Genomic DNA, 18,096 nt, shown 5'->3' with positions numbered 1-18,096 from the left:
ACCGACGTCGCCCGCACTGTCGTGAGGACGCCGTCCCCGAAGAAGTGGCGCCCGCCGGGCGCGGCTCAGGGGGCGCCCGGCGCGGCCGCCACCAACGCGGTCAGGGCCTGCTCCGCACGGTCGCGCCACTGCGGGGCGCCGACCCGGACGAAGACGTCCCGCGCGGCCAGCAGGTTGGTCCTGGCCTCGGCCTCCCGGCCGAGCCGCCCGCACATCTCGCCGAAGACCAGCTGGGTCTGACCCTCGATCAGCTGACTGCCCATTCTGCGGGCGATCTCCAGCGCCTCGACCAGCACCGCCTCGGCCGACTCCGGCGTACCCGCACCGAGCCGGGCCTCGCCCTGGCCGAGCAGCGCGTAGGACAGGCCCATCAGGTCGGACTTGCCCTTGGAGATCGCCGCCACCCGCTGGAACGCCGCTTCCGCCGACTCGAACCGGTCCAGCGCCAGATAGGCCCGGGCCAGCCGGTGCACCGACTGGGCCAGGTTGCGCACCCCGTCCTCGCCCATGCCCTCGCCGATCCTGACCGCTTCCTCGGCCAGCTCCAGGGCCAGCCCCGGGCGGCCCTGGTCGGTCTGCACCTGGGCCATGTTGTTGAGGGTGTGGGCCTCGGAGAAGCGGTCGCCGAGAGCCCGGAAGACGGCCAGCGCCTCCTCCAGCCGTCCCATCGCGGTGCCCCAGTCGCCCCTGACCCGGTCCACGATCGCCAGGTTGCGCAGCGTCATCGCCCGGCCCAGCTCCGAGCCCGCCGCCTGATACAGCCCCAGTGCCGCGTCCAGCTCGGCGACCGCGTCCTCGAAGCGCTGCAGCCGCAGCTGCACCGCGCCCAGGTGATAGCGCATCACCCCCTGGCCGAGGGTGTCCCCGGCGGAGACGGCGGCGGCCAGCGCCTGCTCCGCGCAGCTCCGCCAGTCATCGGTGTAGTTGCGGGTCTCGAACAGTCCGATCATCGAGCCGGTGAGGTCCCAGGCGAGATCGGCCAGCCCGGTCCGGGCGGCCTGCAGCACCACCGCGCGCAGCGAGAGCCGCTCCGCCTCGTACCACTCCAGCGGCGCCGCCAGCAGTTCCTCCAGCAGCGCGGAGTCGATCGGACGGCGCGCCGCCGCGCTGTGCACCACGCTGTAGTCGCCGCCGTACTCGCGGCGGTGCGCCTCCTCGGCGATGGCCAGGCAGGTACGGAAGACCCGGTCGCAGGCGGCCAGCCGGTCGCTCTCGGGCTCCTCCTCCCTGGCCCGTTCGCCGGCGTACAGGCGCAGCAGGTTCTGCAGCCGGTAGCGGAACTGTCCGGTCGCGTCGATGCCGACGACCTCCAGGAACTGCGCGTCCACCAGGTGCTCGATCAACTGCTCCGCCTCCATCACCCCGGTGTCGAGCAGCGCGGCGCCGGTCCAGGCGGTGAAGTCGGGCACGTCGAGCAGGCCCAGGCAGCGGTACAGCTTGGCCGCGTCCCGGGACAGGAAGCGGTAGCTCAGCGCGAAGCTGGCGCGTACCTGCGACTCGCCCTGGCTCAGCTCGTCCAGCCGGCGCCGCTCGTCGCTGAGCCGGGTCACCAGGTGCCGCACGGTCCAGTGCGGCTTGGAGGCCAGCCTGGCGCCGGCGATCCGCAGCGCCAGCGGCAGCCGGTCGCAGAGCTCGGCCAGCCGGGCCGCGTCGACCCTGGCGGTCCTGATCCGCTGCTCGCCGACGATCCGGCAGAGCAGTTCGGTGGCCTCCTCCTCGGGCAGCATGCCCAGGTGCACCCGGGCCTGCGCGGGCCAGGTCACCAGCTGTTCCAGCTGCTCCCGGCTGGTGCCGAGGACGCAGGAGGCGCCGCTGCCCGGCAGCAGCGGCCGGATCTGCGCGAAGGTGCGCACGTTGTCCAGCACCACCAGCACCCGCCGGTCCGCGAGCACGCTCCGGTACAGCGCCACCCGCTCCTCCACCCCCGCCGGGATCTGCTGGCTGGGCACGCCCAGCGAGCGCAGGAAGCGGCTCAGCACCTCGCTTGCGGCGGTGGGTTCGTGCAGTTCGTCGTAGCCGCGCAGGTCGGCGAAGAGCCGCCCGTCCGGGAAGTCCTCGGCGACCCGGTGCGCCCAGCGCACCGCGAGTCCGGTCTTGCCGACCCCGGCGACCCCGGTGATCAGCCCTACCGTCGGCGCCAGTTGGCCGTCCTGCTCGGCGATCAGATGGTCCAGCGCCGCGAGTTCCGACTCCCGGCCGGTGAACCCCGGTACGTCCGGCGGCAGTTCCGATGGCACCACGGTGACCTCGGGCGGCGGCAGCTCGTCCGGAGCGGCCGCGACGACGTCGACCGGCAGGGCGGCCCGGCGGCTCGGCGCGGGCGCGGGGCTGAGCGCGGGGTCGTCCCGCAGGATCGCCTCGTGCAGTTCCTGCAGCACCGGCCCGGGCACCAGGCCCAGCTCGTCGATGAACTGGCGGCGCGCGTCCCGGAAGTTCTCCATCGCCTCGGCCCGGCGGCCGGAGCGGTACTGGGCCAGCATCAGGTGGTAGCGGGTGCGCTCGCGCAGCGGGTGCTCGCGCACCAGCGCGGTGAGTTCCGGCACCAGCTCCTGGTGGTTGCCGAGTTCGAGCCGGACCGCGGTGGCGTCGTCGTAGGCGTTGAGCCGGCACTCCTCCAGCCGGGCCGCCTCGTCCTCGACCAGCTGCCCGGACACCCCGGCCAGCGCGGGCCCGCGCCACAGCGACAGCGCCTGCGCGTAGTCGCGTGCGGCATCGGCGAACCGCTGCTCCCGCACCCCGAGTTCGGCCCGTTCGACCAGCTCGCCGAAGGCGATCGAGTCGACGTCGTGCCCCTCCGGGTGCAACTGGTAGCCCGGGTGGGCGGTGACGATGACCTCCTCGGTGGCCCCCTCCGCCCTGAAGGTCTTGCGCAGCGCGGCGATCACGATCGCCACCTGGGTCCGCGCGGTCGCCGGAGGCCTGCCGTTCCACACCTCGTCGACCAGCGCCTCCACCGGGACGATCCGCCCCGGACGGATCAGCAGCATGCCCAGGATCGTTCGCTGGCGCGCCCCACCGATAGCGACCGCGCGTTCGCCCGCAGTGACCGTCAGTGGGCCCAGGATCTTGAAACTGAGCCGTTCCCCCACCGGACCTCCCAGCCATACTGCCCCGCCCCGAGGCATATGGCATTCACATTACCGGTACAACCGGCGTGACTCGGCGGTGCCCACCGGCAATGTTCCGATGTCCCGAGTGGCACGCTCGGACGAAATGCCAATTCCACGGAGCGGCCGTGACTCCGCAGTGCTGTGACCGTCCGAGACAATCTCACCGTAGCCGGTCAAAAAGGACCCGATGGATAACCGATCGTCACCATCGGCCTGTTCAGCGGGCGTTCGCAAGACCGCGACAGAGAGGTTCACGGGTTCCGGCGATGACGACGGCCATTCCCGGCAAAGCCGCACCGACAACGGCCAGACAGCATCAGCCACCACACACGTCGCAAATGTCCATGCCAATACGAAAGGCGACAAGGAATGCGACCGCATGGCGATATACCGCAATCCGCCCATGTCCACCGGGCCACAGCGGGTCGGACTGTGCACATCGGCGGCTATTTCATCATGTACACGTCTATTCCATCCCGGGCCGCCCCGAGTGGATTCTTACTCCACAGTAACCCGGTGCGACGGCCGCCCGCCGCACCGGCACCCCGGCACCTCGGATGGCCGGATTGCGCCTGTCGTCATTACCGCCGGCGTCCCGCCCGCGACCCGCGCATAGCGTGGGCACAGATTCAGGGTATACGTCCTTGCCAAGGATTCGGCGAAATGCTTCGAATACGTCCGGTGGCACCGGAGCCATATCCCCGCGGTCGCGGGGCGCCGCTCAGTTCGCGCGGATCCGATGACTGACGCCGCGTCAGACCGGATCGGGCCCCGGGCGGAGATCGCCGTCGGCCGCCGGGTCCGGGCTAATCTGCTCGAATGACGACCGAGTTGACGCTGCTGCCACGGGTGGCCCTCCGCGGGCAGGAGATCACCGGACCACGGCTGCGCGGGCTGCTCGCACTGCTGGCCGGGAACCTGCGCGGCGGCTGCAGCGTGGCGCGGCTGGTGGACGGACTCTGGCCGGAGGAGCAGCCGGAGAACCCGGGCAAGGCGCTGCAGGTACTGGTGTCCCGGGCCCGGTCGCAGTTCGGCGCGGAGCTGATCGCCAGTACCGCCACCGGCTACCGGCTCGCCCTGCGCGACGACCAGGTCGACGCGGCCGCGCTGCCCCTCGCCGCCGCCGACTGCGCGCTGCACGCCCAGGCCGGCGACCACGCCGCCGCACTGGCCAGGGCCGAGGCCGGGCTCGCGCTCTGGTCCGCGGACGGCGACCGGGACGGCGGCGGGACCGGCGATCCGGTGGCCGAGCTGCGTGCCGAACGACGGCCGGCGTACTGGGCGCTGGCGCGCAACCGGGCCCTGGCGCTGGCTCGGCTGGGACGCCGGGACGAGGCCGTGACGGCACTGGCCGGCCTGGCCCGCGAGTACCCCAGGGACGAGGAGATCCTGGTCGAGCTGCTCCGCTGCGAAGCGGCGACCTCAGGACCCTCGGCCGCGCTGGCCCGGTTCGAGCACTACCGGCGGACCCTGCGCGACGAGCTGGGCACCGACCCGGGTGCCGCGCTCCGCTCCGTGCACCAGCAACTGCTCACGGCCGAGGCCCCGCTGGTCCGGGCCGGGGTCGCCCACGAGCCCAACGAGCTGCTCGGCCGGGAGCGCGACCTCGCCGCGATCGGCGCACTGCTGCGCTCGTCGCGGGTGACCTCGATCGTGGGCGCCGGCGGGCTGGGGAAGACCCGGCTGGCGAACGCGGTGAGCCGGGACGCCGACCAGCGCGTGGTGCAGTTCGTGGCCCTGGCCGGCATCACCGACGACGGCGATGTCGTCAGCGAGGTCGCCTCGGTCCTCGGCGTCCGCGACTCCCGGCCCGCCACCCTGCGCGGCCCGGCGATCCCCGCCGACCTGCTGGCCGGCGTCGCCGCCGCGCTCGGCCCGGGCCCGGCGCTGCTGGTCCTCGACAACTGCGAGCAGGTGGTGCGCGGGGTCGCGGAGCTGGTTCGGGCGCTGGTCTCGACCACCCCCGACCTGCGGGTGCTCACCACCAGCCGCACCCCGCTCGGGCTGTCCTCCGAGTCGGTCTACCCGCTGCCCGAACTGAGCCCGGCGATGACCGTGGAACTCTTCGACCAGCGCGCCCGGGCCGCGCGGCCCGGCGCAGAGCTTCCGGCGCACGAGGTCCGGGAGCTCTGCCGCCACCTGGACGGGCTGCCGCTGGCGGTCGAACTGGCCGCCGCCCGGGTCCGGGTGATGTCGGTCGCCGAGATCACCCGCCGGCTGACGGACCGGTTCACGCTGCTGCGCGGTGGCGCCCGGGACGCTCCGGAGCGGCACCGCACCCTCCAGGCCGTGGTCGACTGGAGCTGGAACCTGCTCGAACCCGAGGGGCGGAGGGCACTGCGGCTGCTCTCGGTCTTCCCCGACGGCTTCACCGCCGAGGCCGCCCGGTTCCTGCTCGGCGACGAGGCGTCGGGGGCACGCGATCCACTGGAGGCCCCCGATGTGCTGGAGACCCTGGAGGTCCTGGAAAACCTGGCCGACCAGTCGCTGTTGAAGGTCGCCGGCACGCCCTCCGGCACCCGTTTCCGGATGCTGGAGACCGTTCGCGAGTTCAGCGCCGCACGCCGCGAGTCCGACGCCGAGACCGCGCGCGCCACCGAGGGGTTCCTCGGGTGGGTCCGGGCCTACGGCCGGTCGCACCACGACGCGGTGTTCGGCGCCGACCCGGTGCCGGTGCTGGAGCGGGTCCGGGCCGAGCAGGACAACCTGCTGACGGCGCTGCGGCTCGGCCTCGCCACCGGGGACGGCGCCGCCGCGGTGGCCGCCTCCGCCCTGCTCGCGGGCCTGTGGTCGGTGGAGTCCAACTACGCCCGGCTCGGAGTGCTGACCGAGGACATCGGCCCGCTGCTGTCGCACTTCCGACCCGGCCCCGAGGACCTGGAGGTCACCCGGACCGCCGCCGTGCTGTCCACCGCCGCCACCTTCCTGACCCTCGGCCCGAGGGCCGTGCGGGCGCTGGTGGTACTGCGCCGGATGCCCCCGCAGGAGCGGAAGTCGCTGGTCGGCGACATCGCGACGGTGCTGGCAGCGTCCCCGGACGGGCCCGGCCCGGACCACCCGGCCCTGCGTGCGCTCTGCGACGACCCCGATCCGCACCTGGCCGGGGTGGCCAACGTCCTGGCCGCCTACCGCTGGCACAACCAGGGCGAGCCCGAACGCGCACTGGCCGCCGGCCACCGGATCGTGGACGCCTTCGACACTCCGGCCACCCCGCTGATGCGGGTCCTCGCCCTGGGCCTGCTCGGCGATCTGTGCCTCCAGGTCGGCCGGGGCGGGGAGGCGCTGCGCCATCTCACCGGCGCGCTCGACATGATGGAGCGGCTCGGGGACCGCTCCGAGTCGGTCGGGATCCGCTGGGGCATCGTGCTGGCGCACCTTCAGCTCGGCTCGGTGGACGAGGCGGAGCGCTGGCTCGCCCTCGCCGCCGCCGATCTCACCGACGAGGACCCGGGCACCTACTCCTTCGCCCTTGGCGTGCGAGCCGAGATCCTGATCTCCCGGGGCGAGGTGGGGGCCGGGCTGGAACTGTGGCGCGAGGCGGTCGGCCGGCTGACCGACGACCGCTCCCCCGACTCCCCGGTGGACCCGGCGCTGGCGCCCTGGTTGATGGAGTGCCAGGCCGTCACCGTGGTCGCGCACGCCCGGCACGGGCGGCTCGACCAGGTCCGGGGCCTGGTCGACGGCCTGCCGCGGCGGCTCGCCGCGCTGCTCGGCGACCCGCTGGAGCCGTCGCCGTCGCTCGCGGAGTCGCCCCTGTGCGGCACGCTGGTACTGGCGCTGGTACTGGCAGACCTCGCCGATCTGACCGACCCGACCGACCCGACGAACCCGACCGATCGCTCCGAACCCGCCGCCGGGACGGACGCCCGGCGGGCCTGGTGCGCCGGAGGAGTCGCGCTGGCCGAACGCCTGCGCTTCCGCTGCGGATTCCAGCCCACCATGTCGCCGGGCCCGGCCCGCGAGTCCGCCGAGAACGCCGACGGGCCGGCCTACGCGGAAGCCGTCTCCGCCTACGCCGACCTGACCCGCCCCGAACTGTGGAGCACCGCCGTCGCGTTGCTGCAGGAGCGGGAGCAGCAGCGGGGCCCGGAACAGCAGCGGGACACGTGAGCGGCGGGGCAGCGTCTCCGCTGCCCCGCCCCGCTGCCCTGCCGAATTGCCCCGTCGGGCTGCCGTTCAGCTCCCGTCGCGGTTGAAGACCGCCCGGGCCCCGACGAAGCCGACCACCGTCAGCAGCACGCACCAGCCGAGCGCCCAGGCCCCGCTGTGGCCGATCGGGGTGCCGGTGAGCAGGCCCCGGAGGGTGTCGATGACCTTGGTGAAGGGCTGGTTCTGGGCGACCCAGCGCAGCCCCACCGGCATCGTCGACGGGTCGATGAAGGCGCTGCTGAGGAAGGGAAGCACGAACTGGAGCGGCAGGGTGGAGCTGTTGGCGGCGGCCGGGGTCTTGGCCTGGAGCCCGAGCGCGGTCGCCACCCAGGTCAGCGCGATGACCAGGAGCAGGGTGAGGCCGGTCGCGGCCAGCCACTCGACCGGGGTGGCGGAGGAGCGGAAGCCCAGCGCCAGCGCGGTGCCCACCACCAGGACCAGGCTGAGCATGGTCCTGATCACGGAGCCGACGGCCTGGCCGATCAGCACCGACGGCCGGAAGATCGCCATGCTGCGGAACCGGGGGATGACCCCCTCGTTCATGTCGGCGGAGATGCTCACCGAGGTGGCGGCGCAGCCGCTGCCGACCGTCATCACGATGATGCCGGGGATGACGTAGTCCAGGTAGTGGCCCCGGGACCCCCCGCTGAGCTGGCCGCCGAGCACGTAGACGAACAGCAGCAGCATGAAGATGGGGGTCAGGATCGTGGCGACGGTCATGACGGGGTACCGCAGGGTGTGCCGGAAGTCGCGGCGGAGCATCGTGGCGGAGTCACGGACGGCGTAGGTGAGAGTGCTCATCGCTGGCTGCCAATCATGTCGTTGGAGGTGGTGGCCGGGATGGTGCCGCTGATGTCGGTGTCGCCGCTCGTCCCGCTGCCGGTGAGGGCGAAGAAGACGTCGTCGAGGTCGGGGGTGTGCACGGTCAGGTGCCCGGCCCGCACCGACGCCCCGTCGAGCTGGTCGAGGACGGCGCGCAGGGAGGCGACGCTGCCGTCGCTGGGGATGCTGAGGGTCAGCGCGTTGTCGTCCCGGGCTGAGGTGCGGAACACCCGGGCCGCGGCGTCGAGTTCGACCATGTCGGCGAACTGGAGCCGGACGTGGCTTCCGGGGATCAGCCGCTTGAGCTCGGCGGCGGTGCCCTCGGCGACCAGCCTGCCGCCGTCCAGCACCGCGATCCGGTCGGCGAGCTGGTCCGCCTCCTCCAGGTACTGGGTGGTCAGGAAGATCGTGACGCCGTCGGCCACCAGGGCCCGGATGGACTCCCACATCGACCGGCGGCTGCGCGGGTCCAGGCCCGTCGTCGGCTCGTCCAGGAAGATCACCCGGGGGTTGCCGACCAGGGTCATCGCCAGGTCGAGCCGGCGCTTCATCCCGCCCGAGTAGGTCGCGGGGGTCCGCTTGGCCGCCTCGACCAGGTCGAACTGCTCCAGCAGCTGCGCGGCGCGGCGGCGGCCCTCACGCTTGCCGAGGTGGTTCAGGTCCGCCATCAGCACCATGTTCTCCTCGCCGGTGAGGAGGTTGTCGATGGCCGAGAACTGGCCGGTGACGCCGATCGCGGCGCGCACCGCGTCGGCCTCCCGGGCCACGTCGCGCCCGGCGACCGTGGCCCGGCCGCCGTCCGGGCGCAGCAGTGTGGACAGGATCTGCACGGTGGTGGTCTTGCCGGCGCCGTTCGGGCCGAGCAGCGAGAACACCGTGCCCTGCGGGACGTCGATGTCGATGCCGTCCAGCACGACGTGGTCGCCGTAGGCCTTGCGCAGTCCGGCCGCGGTGATCGCGGACGGGGCTGGGGTGGTGGACATGGTCCCCTCCGTTCGTTTCCGTGGCCCCTGCGGCCTCGGCTACGAACACGAGAGTGCGCCCACCTGGATTTGCCGCGGTTTCAGCGCGGTTTCAGCCCCCGAAGCCCGCTGACACCGCGTGTTCCGCGCCCGCCTGTTCCGCGCCCGCCGCGCCCGGGCACGACCGGGCGCGGCGGGCACGGCGGGGCCGCGCCGCTGACCCCTCGGCAGCGGTGCGGCCCCTGTCGCGGCCTGGCCGGGCCCGGGTCAGGCCGGGCGGAGCCAGGCCGCGGTATCGGGGGGCAGCAGGCCGTCGGCGAGCGGCCCGCTGGCGAGCAGCACCCGGCTGTGCTCCGGCAGCGGAGCCGGCCCGGTGCCCAGGTTGACGACGCAGGCGAAGCCGTCGCCGGGTCCACCGCCACGGGTGAAGGCGAGCACTCCGGGGCCGCCGGGGAGCCAGGTCAACTCGCCGTCGCCGAGCGCGGGTTCGTCGCGCCGCAGGCGCAGCGCCCGGCGGTACAGGCTGAGCATGGAGTCCGGGTCCGCCGCCTGCCGGGCGACGGTGAGCGCCGCCCAGGAGGCCGGCTGCGGCAGCCAGGCGGCGACCGGCTCCTGGCGGTCCGGGCTGAAGCCGAACGGTGCGTGCTCGCCGCTCCAGGGCAGCGGGACCCGGCAGCCGTCACGACCGGGGTCGGTGCCGCCGGTGCGGTGGAACATCGGGTCCTCGATGACCTCCGTCGGCAGGTCCTCGACCTCGGGCAGGGCCAGTTCCTCGCCCTGGTAGAGGTAGACCGAGCCGGGCAGGGCCAGACTGAGCAGCGCCGCCGCCCGGGCCCGCCGGGTGCCCAGCCGCAGGTCGGTGCGGATGCCGTGGGCCTTGGCCGCGAAGTCGAAGCCGGTGTCGGCGCGGCCGTAGCGGGTGACCGTGCGGGTGATGTCGTGGTTGGCGAGCACCCAGGTGGCCGGGGCGCCGACCGGCGCGTGCGCGGCGAGCGTGGAGGTGATCACCTCGCGCAGCCGGGCCGCGTCCCAGGGGCAGGTGAGGAAGCCGAAGTTGAAGGCGGTGTGCAGCTCGTCGGGGCGCAGGTAGCGGGCGAAGCGCTCGGGGTCGGGCAGCCACAGCTCGCCGATCAGGGCGCGCGGCCGCCGGTAGGACTCTGCGAGCTTGCGCCAGGAGCGGTACACCTCGTGGAGTTCGTCGCGGTCCACATAGGGGTGCGGGTCGGCGCCCTCGACCAGGTCGGGCAGGGCCGGGTCCTTGACCAGCTCGGCGGCCGAGTCGATGCGCACCCCGGCCGCGCCCCGGTCGAACCAGAACCGCAGCACCTCCTCGTGCTCGCGGCGGACCTCCGGGTGCTGCCAGTTGAGGTCGGGCTGGGCGGAGGCGAAGCGGTGCAGGTACCACTGCCCGTCCGGCAGCCTGGTCCAGGCGGTGCCGCCGAACTGCGAGGTCCAGTTGTTGGGCGGCAGCTCGCCGTGCTCGCCGCGGCCCTCGCGGAACCAGAAGCGCTCGCGCTCCGGCGAGTCCGGACCGGCCGCCAGCGCCTCCTGGAACCAGCGGTGCCGGTCGGAGACATGGTTGGGGACGATGTCGACGACGGTGCGGATGCCGTGCCCCAGTGCCTCGCCGATCAGCCGCTCGGCCTCCGCCAGGGTGCCGAAGGCGGGGTGGATGGCGCGGTAGTCGGCCACGTCGTAGCCGCCGTCGGCCATCGGGGAGGCGTACCAGGGGGTGAACCACAGGGCGTCGACGCCGAGTTCGGCCAGGTAGGGCAGCCGGGAGCGGACCCCCGCCAGGTCTCCCACGCCGTCGCCGTCGGCGTCGGCGAAGCTGCGGGTGTAGACCTGGTAGATCGCGGCGCCACGCCACCACTCGTGGGGTCGGTGCACGGTAGGTGTCTCCTCGGGAGGTGTCAGCCCTTGAGGCTGCCGGCGGTCAGGCCGGACATGATGCTGCGTTGGAAGACAAGGAAGAACAGCACGGTGGGGACCGCCGAGATCGCGGCGGCCGCGATCAGCACGTTCTCCGGCACTCCCAGCGAGAGCGAGTAGATCCCGGCGTTGAGCGTCTGCCTGGCCGGGTCGGGCTCGGCCAGCAGCGGCCACAGGAAGTCCTTCCACACGTTGACGAGCGCGAAGATGGACACCACGCCCAGGATGGGCCGGGACATCGGCAGCACGATGGAGATCAGGGTGCGCAGCGGTCCGGCGCCGTCGACGGAGGCGGAGTCCAGCAGTTCCTGCGGCACGGAGTCGAAGAACCGTTTCAGCAGGTAGATGGTGAAGGCGTTGGCCACGGAGGGGAGCCAGATCGCCCAGGGTGTGTTGAGCAGGTTGAGGTGCAGCAGCGGGAGGTCGAGCACGGTCAGGTACTGCGGCACCACCAGGACCATCGCCGGGATCATCAGCGTGGCCAGCATCAGGCCGAGCACCGCCTTGCCGAGCACCGGCCGCAGCTTGGACAGCGAGTAGGCGGCGGCGACGTCCAGCACCAGCTGGAAGGCCAGCGCCCCGAAGGCGTACCAGAGCGTGTTCAGCAGCAACTGGGCGATGTTCAGCCGGTTCCAGGCGTCGCCGTAGTTGGCTGCCACCACCTGGTGCGGATAGAGGGTGGGCGGGGTGCGGATGGACTCGGCGGTGCCCTTGAGCCCGTTGGTCACCAGCAGGTAGAGCGGCCCCAGGAAGACCAGGGTGGCCAGCAGCACCACCGCGACCAGGACCACCCGGTAGACGGTCCGGTTCAGCTGGACCGGATTGACCAGGGTGCGGGTGCCGCTCATGACTCCAGCCTCCGGTTGACGCGGACGTAGACCACCGAGAACCCGGCCAGCACCAGCAGCAGCATCAGGCCGAGCGCGCAGGCCGCACCGTAGTTGGAGAAGTTGAAGGCGTACTGGTAGATCAGGTAGACCACGGTGGTGGTCGAACCGTCCACGCCCTGGCCGCCGTTGGTGAGCACGAAGGGCTCGACGAAGACCTGCATGGTGGCGACGATCTGCAGCATCAGCATCAGCGAGAGGATCAGCCGGGTCTGCGGCACGGTCACGTGCCAGATCCGGCGCAGCAGCCCGGCGCCGTCGAGTTCGGCGGCCTCGTAGAGCTCACCGGGGATGTTCTGCAGGGCGGCCAGGTAGATCAGCGTGGCACTGCCCATGTTCATCCAGGTGGACGCGACGACCACGGCGACCATCGCCATGTTCGGCGACTGCAGCCAGGCCGAGGTGGGCAGGTGCAGCAGCGAGAGGATCCGGTCGAACAGTCCGTAGTCCGGGTTGTAGAGGTACTTGAACAGCACCAGCGAGGACACCGGCGGCAGCATCACCGGCAGGTACACCAGCACCCGCAGGTAGCCCCGGGCGTGCCGCAGTTCGTTGAGCACGATCGCCACGCCGAACGGCAGGGCGAAGCCGAGCAGCAGCGCCAGCCCGGTGAACTCGGCGGTGTTGCGCCAGGCCTGCCAGAAACTGGGGTCGTTGACGATCTGGTCGAGGTTGTGCAGCCCGACCCAGGTGGTCCGGCCCGCGCGCTCCTTCTGGAAGCTCATCACCACTTCGCGGACCATCGGGTACCAGGAGAAGCAGGCGAAGCAGAGCACGGCGCCGATCAGGAAGCCGTGCCCGGCGAGGTTGCGCCGCACGGATCTGCGCAGCGCCCCAGTGGTGTTCACTGGGCGTTCGCCAGCACCTCGTTGACCTGCGACTCGGCGGTGTCCAGCAGCTTCTGCAGGTCCGCGTTGGGGTCGGTCACGGCGGAGGCCATCGCGGTGTCGAGGATCTTGTAGATCGCCTGCGCGTTGGCGGGCTCGCCGACGCCGGGCACGTTCGCGCTGACGAACGGCGCGAAGGCCTGCACCGACATGGTGGCGTTGGCCGTCTTCAGCTGGGTGTCCTTCGCGGCTGTGGCGCCCTGGAACAGCTCGGGCTCCGGCAGTCCCACGGCCTGCCCGGACGCCTTCGACCTGGGGTAGTTGTACTGCTGTCCCTGGCCCTCGGTCAGCCACAGGTAGCTGAGCAGCTGGACGCCCGCGGTGATCTGGGCCGGAGTGTCCTTGATGTTGAACATGTAGTCGTCGCCGCCGGCCAGGGTGCCGGCCCCGGGTCCGGTGTCGCCGGGGATCGGGCCCATCCCGAAGTCCTCGTAGTGGGCGCCGAGGCTCTGCACCATGTAGGTGATGTCGTCGGGGGCGGCGATGTACATCCCGAGCTTGCCGGCCGCCATCTGCTTCTGCAGGTCGCCCCACTTGTAGAGCTGGGTGGTGCCCATGACCTTGTCGTCGAACCGCAGCTTGTGCAGGTTCTGCAGGATGGCGAGGCCCTGTGCGGTGTTGAACGCGGCCTTCTTGCCGTCGGCGCTGACCATGGCGCCGCCGCGGGCGTCCATCTCGGCGGTGAAGTGCCAGCCGCCGTTGTTTCCGGCGCTGTAGTCGCCGTACCCGGCGATGCCGCCGCCCAGGGCGGTGATCTTCTGTGCGTCGGCCTCGACCTCGGCCCAGGTCTGCGGGGGCTGGTCGGGGTTGAGTCCGGCCTGCTGGAACAGCTTCCGGTTGATGATCAGGCCCATCGAGTAGTTGGTGCGCGGCACCGCGTAGGTCTTGCCGCCGGACTTCATCGCATCCCAGACCGAGGGCAGGATGTCGTCCTTGACCGGCAGGTTCTGTGCGGTGACGTACGGGGTGATGTCGGCGGCCTGGCCGGCGTCCAGGACCTGCTGCCGGTCGGTGAAGTAGGTGTAGAAGACGTTGGCCTCGGTGCCTCCTCTGAGCGCCGCCGTGAAGAGCTCCGGCGTCTCGCAGGGAAAGGTGTCGATGCTCTTCACCGTGATGTTCGGGTGGAGCTTCTCGAAGCCGGCGACGTCGTCGGCCCACTGCTGACGCTGGGTCGGACGGCTGGTGGGCGGGGCGCAGTCGACCGTGATGGTGACCTTCCCGTCGCTGTTGCCGCCGGTGCCGGAACTGCCGGTGGCGGAGCTGGAGCAGGCGGCCGCGGTGAGCGAGAGCGCGCCGACGACCAGCAGCGCTGCGGATCTGCGCATGGGTGGGTGACCCCTTCATGAGCGGAGGGTGGTGGGGAGTGGTGGCCATCACTCAAGCACCGCTGACATCTGAGCACAAGATGTCGACTGAATGACGCAAGAACTGAACATGCTTCCCTCGACATCTGCGGCCCTACCGGGACATCACCCTTGAGCCGCACGATCCAGCCGCAGTCTTCCCGCTCGGATACGCAAGAGATCACTCAGGAGTTGCGGAAATTATGCGAAGTCTGCTCGGAATATTGCGGCTTCGTGTCCTGCGGATTACGGTTCCCACGCGCCGTCCCCCTCGCGCCGTCCTTCGAACCGTCCCGTACGCCCGGCGGCCGCACGTCGCAGCTCCCCGTCCCCGTTCCGCACGTTCGAAGGAGCAGGCTGTTGTTCCAGTCCCTACGCATACTCAGGCGCGCGGTCGCCGTGGCCGGCAGCACCGCGCTGCTGTCCGCCGGTGTCCTGGCCCTGGCAACCCCCTCGGCCTGGGCGGCCGCGACCGGCGGCAGTGGCGCGAGCCTGCCCTACGCCGAGGTGCAGGCGGAGAGTTCCGCCACCGACGGCACCGTCATCGGGCCCAGCTACACCCAGGGCCAGCTGGCCGACGAGGCGTCAGGCCGCAAGGCGGTGACCCTTCAGGGCAACGGCAGCGGCCAGTACGTCAGCTTCACCACCCCGGTGGCGACCAACTCGATCGACTTCCGCTACAGCATCCCGGACAGCTCCGACGGCTCGGTCTACAGCGCGCCGCTGTCGCTCTACGTCAACGGCACGCGACAGCCCGACTTCAGCCTCACCAACGCCTACAGCTGGTTCTACGGCAGCTACCCGTTCACCAACACCCCCGGCAGCAACCCGCACCACTTCTACGACGAGACACACCGGCTGCTCCCCGCCACCTATCCCGCCGGAACCACCTTCCGGCTGCAGGTCGACAGCGGCGACAGCGCGGCCTCGTACACCCTGGACTTCGCCGACTTCGAGCAGGTCGGTCCGGCCCTGGCGCAGCCGGCCGGTTCCGTCTCGGTCACCAGCGAGGGCGCCGACGCCGGCGGCGTCAACGACTCGACCAGCGCCTTCAACGCGGCGATCAGCGCGGCGGGCCCGGGCGGCACGGTGTGGATCCCGCCGGGGACCTTCGACATCCCCGGCCACATCAGCGTCAACAACGTGACCGTGGCCGGCGCGGGCATGTGGTACTCCACGGTCACCGGCTCGGCTCCCGGCTTCTACGGCAACTCCGCGCCCTCGCCCAGCAGCAACGTCCACCTGCAGAACTTCGCGATCTTCGGCAACGTGCAGAACCGCGACGACAGCGCCCAGGTCAACGGCATCGGCGGCGCGATGAGCAACTCGACCGTGTCGAACCTCTGGATCGAGCACGACAAGGTCGGCGCCTGGATGGACGGCCCGATGGACGGCCTGACCTTCAGCGGCATGCGGATCCGCGACACCACCGCCGACGGGATCAACTTCCACGGCGGCGTCACCAACTCCAAGGTGACCAACAGCGACATCCGCAACACCGGCGACGACGGCATCGCGACCTGGGCGGATTCCAGCCTCGGCGCCGACGCCAACGACACCATCTCGAACAACACCGTGGAGCTGCAGCAACTCGCCAACGGCATCGCGATCTACGGCGGCCACGACAACCTGGTCACCGGCAACCTGGTCCAGGACACCGGCATCACCCAGGGCGGCGGCATCCAGGTCGGCCAGCGGTTCACGTCCACCCCGGTCGGCACCACCACCATCTCCAACAACACTCTGATCCGGGACGGCAGTCTCGACCCGAACTGGCAGTTCGGCGTCGGCGCACTGTGGTTCGACGGCAGCCAGGGCGCCATCACCGGACCGATCAACGTGAGCAACACGCTGATCGAGCAGAGCCCCTACGAAGCCGTGCAGTGGGTCGAGGGCACCATCAGCGGGGTCTCGCTCAACAACGTGACCATCGCCGGCACCGGGACCTTCGCCCTGCAGGAGCAGACCGGCGGCGCCGCGAGCTTCACCAACGTGACCGCGACCGGCGTGGGCGCGCCGTCCCCGGTCTACAACTGCGAGGGCGGCAACTTCACCGTCACCGACGGCGGCGGCAACTCGGGCATCAGCGGCACCCCGTACTGCAGCGGCTGGCCGCCCCCGGTCTACCCGCCGTACCCGCCCACCGGCGTCACCGCCGCGCCCAGCGCGCTCGGCTTCGGCTCGGTCGCGACCGGGGCGACCGGCGCCGCGCAGACGGTGACCGTCTCCAACCCGACCGGCACGGCCGCCGCGGTCTCGTCCATCGCCACCACCGGGGACTTCGCGCAGAGCACCACCTGCGGGACGTCCATCGCGGCGAACGGCTCCTGCAGCGTCGCGGTGACCTTCACCCCGACCGCGACCGGCAGCCGCACCGGTTCGCTGACCGTCATCGCGGGCGGCGTCACCAACACCGTGAGCCTCTCCGGCACCGGCACCGCGCCCGGCCCGGTGCTGAGCGCCAACCCGGGCTCGCTCTCCTTCGCCCGAACGGCGGTCGGCTCGTCCGCCGCCCCGCAGACGGTGACGGTGACCAACTCCGGCACGACCGGCGCCACCGTCTCGAACGTGGCGGTGACCGGTGACTTCAGCCAGACGAACAACTGCTCCTCGGTCGCGGTCGGCGCCTCCTGCGCGGTGACCGTCACCTTCCGGCCCACCGCGGCCGGCACCCGCACCGGCACCCTGACCGTCACCGGCAACGCCACCAACAGCCCGACCACCGTCGCGCTGAGCGGCAGCGCCATCGACAGCACCACGAACATCGCCGCCGGTCAGCCGGCCTCGGCCAGCTCCAGCAACGGCCAGTACGTGCCCGCCAACCTGACCGACCCGGACCCGTCCAGCTACTGGGAGAGCACCAACGGCACCTTCCCGCAGTGGGCCCAGGTCGACCTCGGCCAGAACTACAGCGTCGGCAGGCTGGTGCTCAGGCTCCCGCCGTCGACCGCCTGGGGCGCGCGCACCGAGACCCTGTCGGTGCTGGGCTCCACGGACGGCAGCACCTTCTCGACCATCCTCGGTTCGGCGGGCTACAACTTCGATCCCACCGCCAACAACAACACCGTCACCATCCCGTTCAGCGCCACCACCGCGCGCTATGTACGGGTGAACATCACCGCCAACACCGGCTGGCCGGCCGGCCAGCTCTCCGACTTCGAGGTCTTCCCCAGCGGCGGCGGCTCCTCGTCGGCGACGCTGTCGGTGGCCCCGACCTCGCTGAGCTTCGCCAGCCAGACGCTCAACACCACCAGCCCCGCCCAGGCGGTGACGGTGACCGACACCGGCACGGCCGCCGCCTCGGTGTCCTCGATCGCCACCACCGGCGACTTCGCCCAGAGCAACAGCTGCGGCACCTCGATCGCGGCGGGGGCCTCCTGCACGGTCGACGTCACCTTCACGCCGACCGCGTCGGGCACCCGCACCGGCAGCATCACCGTCAACGGCAACGCCACCGACAGTCCGGTCACGGTCGCGCTGACCGGCACCGGCGCCGGGACGGTCGCCACCAACCTCGCGGCGGGCAAGGCCACGTCCGAGTCGAGCAACACCCAGAACTACGTCTCCGCCAACGTGACCGACGGCAACCAGAGCACCTACTGGGAGAGCGCCAACAACGCCCTCCCGCAGTGGGTGCAGGTCGACCTCGGCTCCGCCCAGAGCGTCAGCCGGGTGGTGCTGGAACTGCCCGCCAGCACCGCCTGGGCCGCCCGCAACCAGACGCTGTCGCTGCTGGGAAGCACCGACGGCAGCACCTTCACCACCGTGGTGGCGTCCGCCACCTACACCTTCGACCCCAACGTCAACAGCAACACCGTCACCATCACCTTCCCCGCCACCACCCAGCGGTACTTCCGCGCGAACATCACCGCCAACACCGGCTGGCCGGCCGGCCAGCTCTCCGAGTTCCAGCTCTGGACCAGCTGACCCGGCCCTGCTCCCACCCCTGGTGCCTCCGAGCGCGACTGCTCGGAGGCACCACCTCGTCCGCCGCGAAATTGCGT

At 71.7% G+C, this 18,096-nt stretch carries 9 protein-coding genes; 2 read left to right on the top strand and 7 right to left on the bottom strand.

Translation table 11 applies throughout. The features are described 5' to 3' along the window. Positions 1-65 precede the first annotated feature (65 nt). The gene (locus tag ABH925_RS12690; RefSeq protein WP_370147538.1) at positions 66-3,125 is read right to left on the bottom strand and encodes a BTAD domain-containing putative transcriptional regulator; all 3,060 of its coding nucleotides are present in this window, start codon (positions 3,123-3,125) and stop codon (positions 66-68) included. An 804-nt stretch (positions 3,126-3,929) separates the two neighbouring features. Between ABH925_RS12690 and ABH925_RS12685 the strand changes: the two genes are divergently transcribed. Continuing rightward, positions 3,930-7,220, top strand: coding sequence for a BTAD domain-containing putative transcriptional regulator (locus ABH925_RS12685; protein ID WP_370147537.1), 3,291 nt, complete (start codon positions 3,930-3,932; stop codon positions 7,218-7,220). A 66-nt stretch (positions 7,221-7,286) separates the two neighbouring features. Here ABH925_RS12685 and ABH925_RS12680 read toward each other — a convergent pair whose 3' ends face one another. The 6 genes from ABH925_RS12680 to ABH925_RS12655 all read right to left on the bottom strand — a co-directional run bounded on the left by ABH925_RS12680 (position 7,287) and on the right by ABH925_RS12655 (position 14,074). Further along, complete coding sequence (locus ABH925_RS12680) at positions 7,287-8,060, bottom strand: ABC transporter permease (RefSeq protein WP_370147536.1); 774 nt, start codon at positions 8,058-8,060, stop codon at positions 7,287-7,289. Beyond that, entirely contained in the window at positions 8,057-9,064 is a 1,008-nt protein-coding gene (locus tag ABH925_RS12675) for an ATP-binding cassette domain-containing protein (RefSeq protein ID WP_370147535.1), read from the bottom strand. The genes ABH925_RS12680 and ABH925_RS12675 overlap by 4 nt, the downstream gene beginning before the upstream one ends. Positions 9,065-9,310: 246 nt before the next feature. Further along, positions 9,311-10,933 (bottom strand): glycoside hydrolase family 13 protein, encoded by a 1,623-nt coding sequence (locus tag ABH925_RS12670; protein WP_370147534.1) that lies wholly within the window; start codon positions 10,931-10,933, stop codon positions 9,311-9,313. Between the two features lie 23 nt (positions 10,934-10,956). After that, positions 10,957-11,823 carry a carbohydrate ABC transporter permease gene (locus tag ABH925_RS12665; RefSeq protein WP_370147533.1) on the bottom strand — a complete coding sequence of 289 codons (867 nt, stop codon included), beginning with the start codon at positions 11,821-11,823 and terminating at the stop codon, positions 10,957-10,959. Next, positions 11,820-12,710 carry a carbohydrate ABC transporter permease gene (locus tag ABH925_RS12660; protein WP_370147532.1) on the bottom strand — a complete coding sequence of 297 codons (891 nt, stop codon included), beginning with the start codon at positions 12,708-12,710 and terminating at the stop codon, positions 11,820-11,822. The genes ABH925_RS12665 and ABH925_RS12660 overlap by 4 nt, the downstream gene beginning before the upstream one ends. Further along, complete coding sequence (locus ABH925_RS12655) at positions 12,707-14,074, bottom strand: extracellular solute-binding protein (RefSeq protein ID WP_370147531.1); 1,368 nt, start codon at positions 14,072-14,074, stop codon at positions 12,707-12,709. Before ABH925_RS12655 ends, ABH925_RS12660 begins: the two co-directional genes overlap by 4 nt. Before the next feature lie 378 nt (positions 14,075-14,452). On the opposite strand from ABH925_RS12655, the gene ABH925_RS12650 reads away from it, so the two are divergent. Then, positions 14,453-18,019: a choice-of-anchor D domain-containing protein gene (locus ABH925_RS12650; protein WP_370147530.1), complete on the top strand. Its 3,567-nt coding sequence runs from the start codon at positions 14,453-14,455 to the stop codon at positions 18,017-18,019. Positions 18,020-18,096 lie beyond the last annotated feature (77 nt).

It is taken from the genome of Streptacidiphilus sp. EB129 (genome assembly GCF_041262645.1).
In the GTDB taxonomy this organism is placed as follows: domain Bacteria; phylum Actinomycetota; class Actinomycetes; order Streptomycetales; family Streptomycetaceae; genus Streptacidiphilus.
This window is presented reverse-complemented; position numbering and strand designations above follow the sequence as displayed.

What these genes read in the sequence shown, in the direction of transcription:
- ABH925_RS12655 (WP_370147531.1), bottom strand. Translation starts at nt 14,074, where the DNA reads ATGCGCAGATCCGCAGCGCTGCTGGTCGTCGGCGCGCTCTCGCTCACC.
- ABH925_RS12680 (WP_370147536.1), bottom strand. Translation starts at nt 8,060, where the DNA reads ATGAGCACTCTCACCTACGCCGTCCGTGACTCCGCCACGATGCTCCGC.
- ABH925_RS12675 (WP_370147535.1), bottom strand. Translation starts at nt 9,064, where the DNA reads ATGTCCACCACCCCAGCCCCGTCCGCGATCACCGCGGCCGGACTGCGC.
- ABH925_RS12665 (WP_370147533.1), bottom strand. Translation starts at nt 11,823, where the DNA reads ATGAGCGGCACCCGCACCCTGGTCAATCCGGTCCAGCTGAACCGGACC.
- ABH925_RS12685 (WP_370147537.1), top strand. Translation starts at nt 3,930, where the DNA reads ATGACGACCGAGTTGACGCTGCTGCCACGGGTGGCCCTCCGCGGGCAG.
- ABH925_RS12690 (WP_370147538.1), bottom strand. Translation starts at nt 3,125, where the DNA reads ATGCCTCGGGGCGGGGCAGTATGGCTGGGAGGTCCGGTGGGGGAACGG.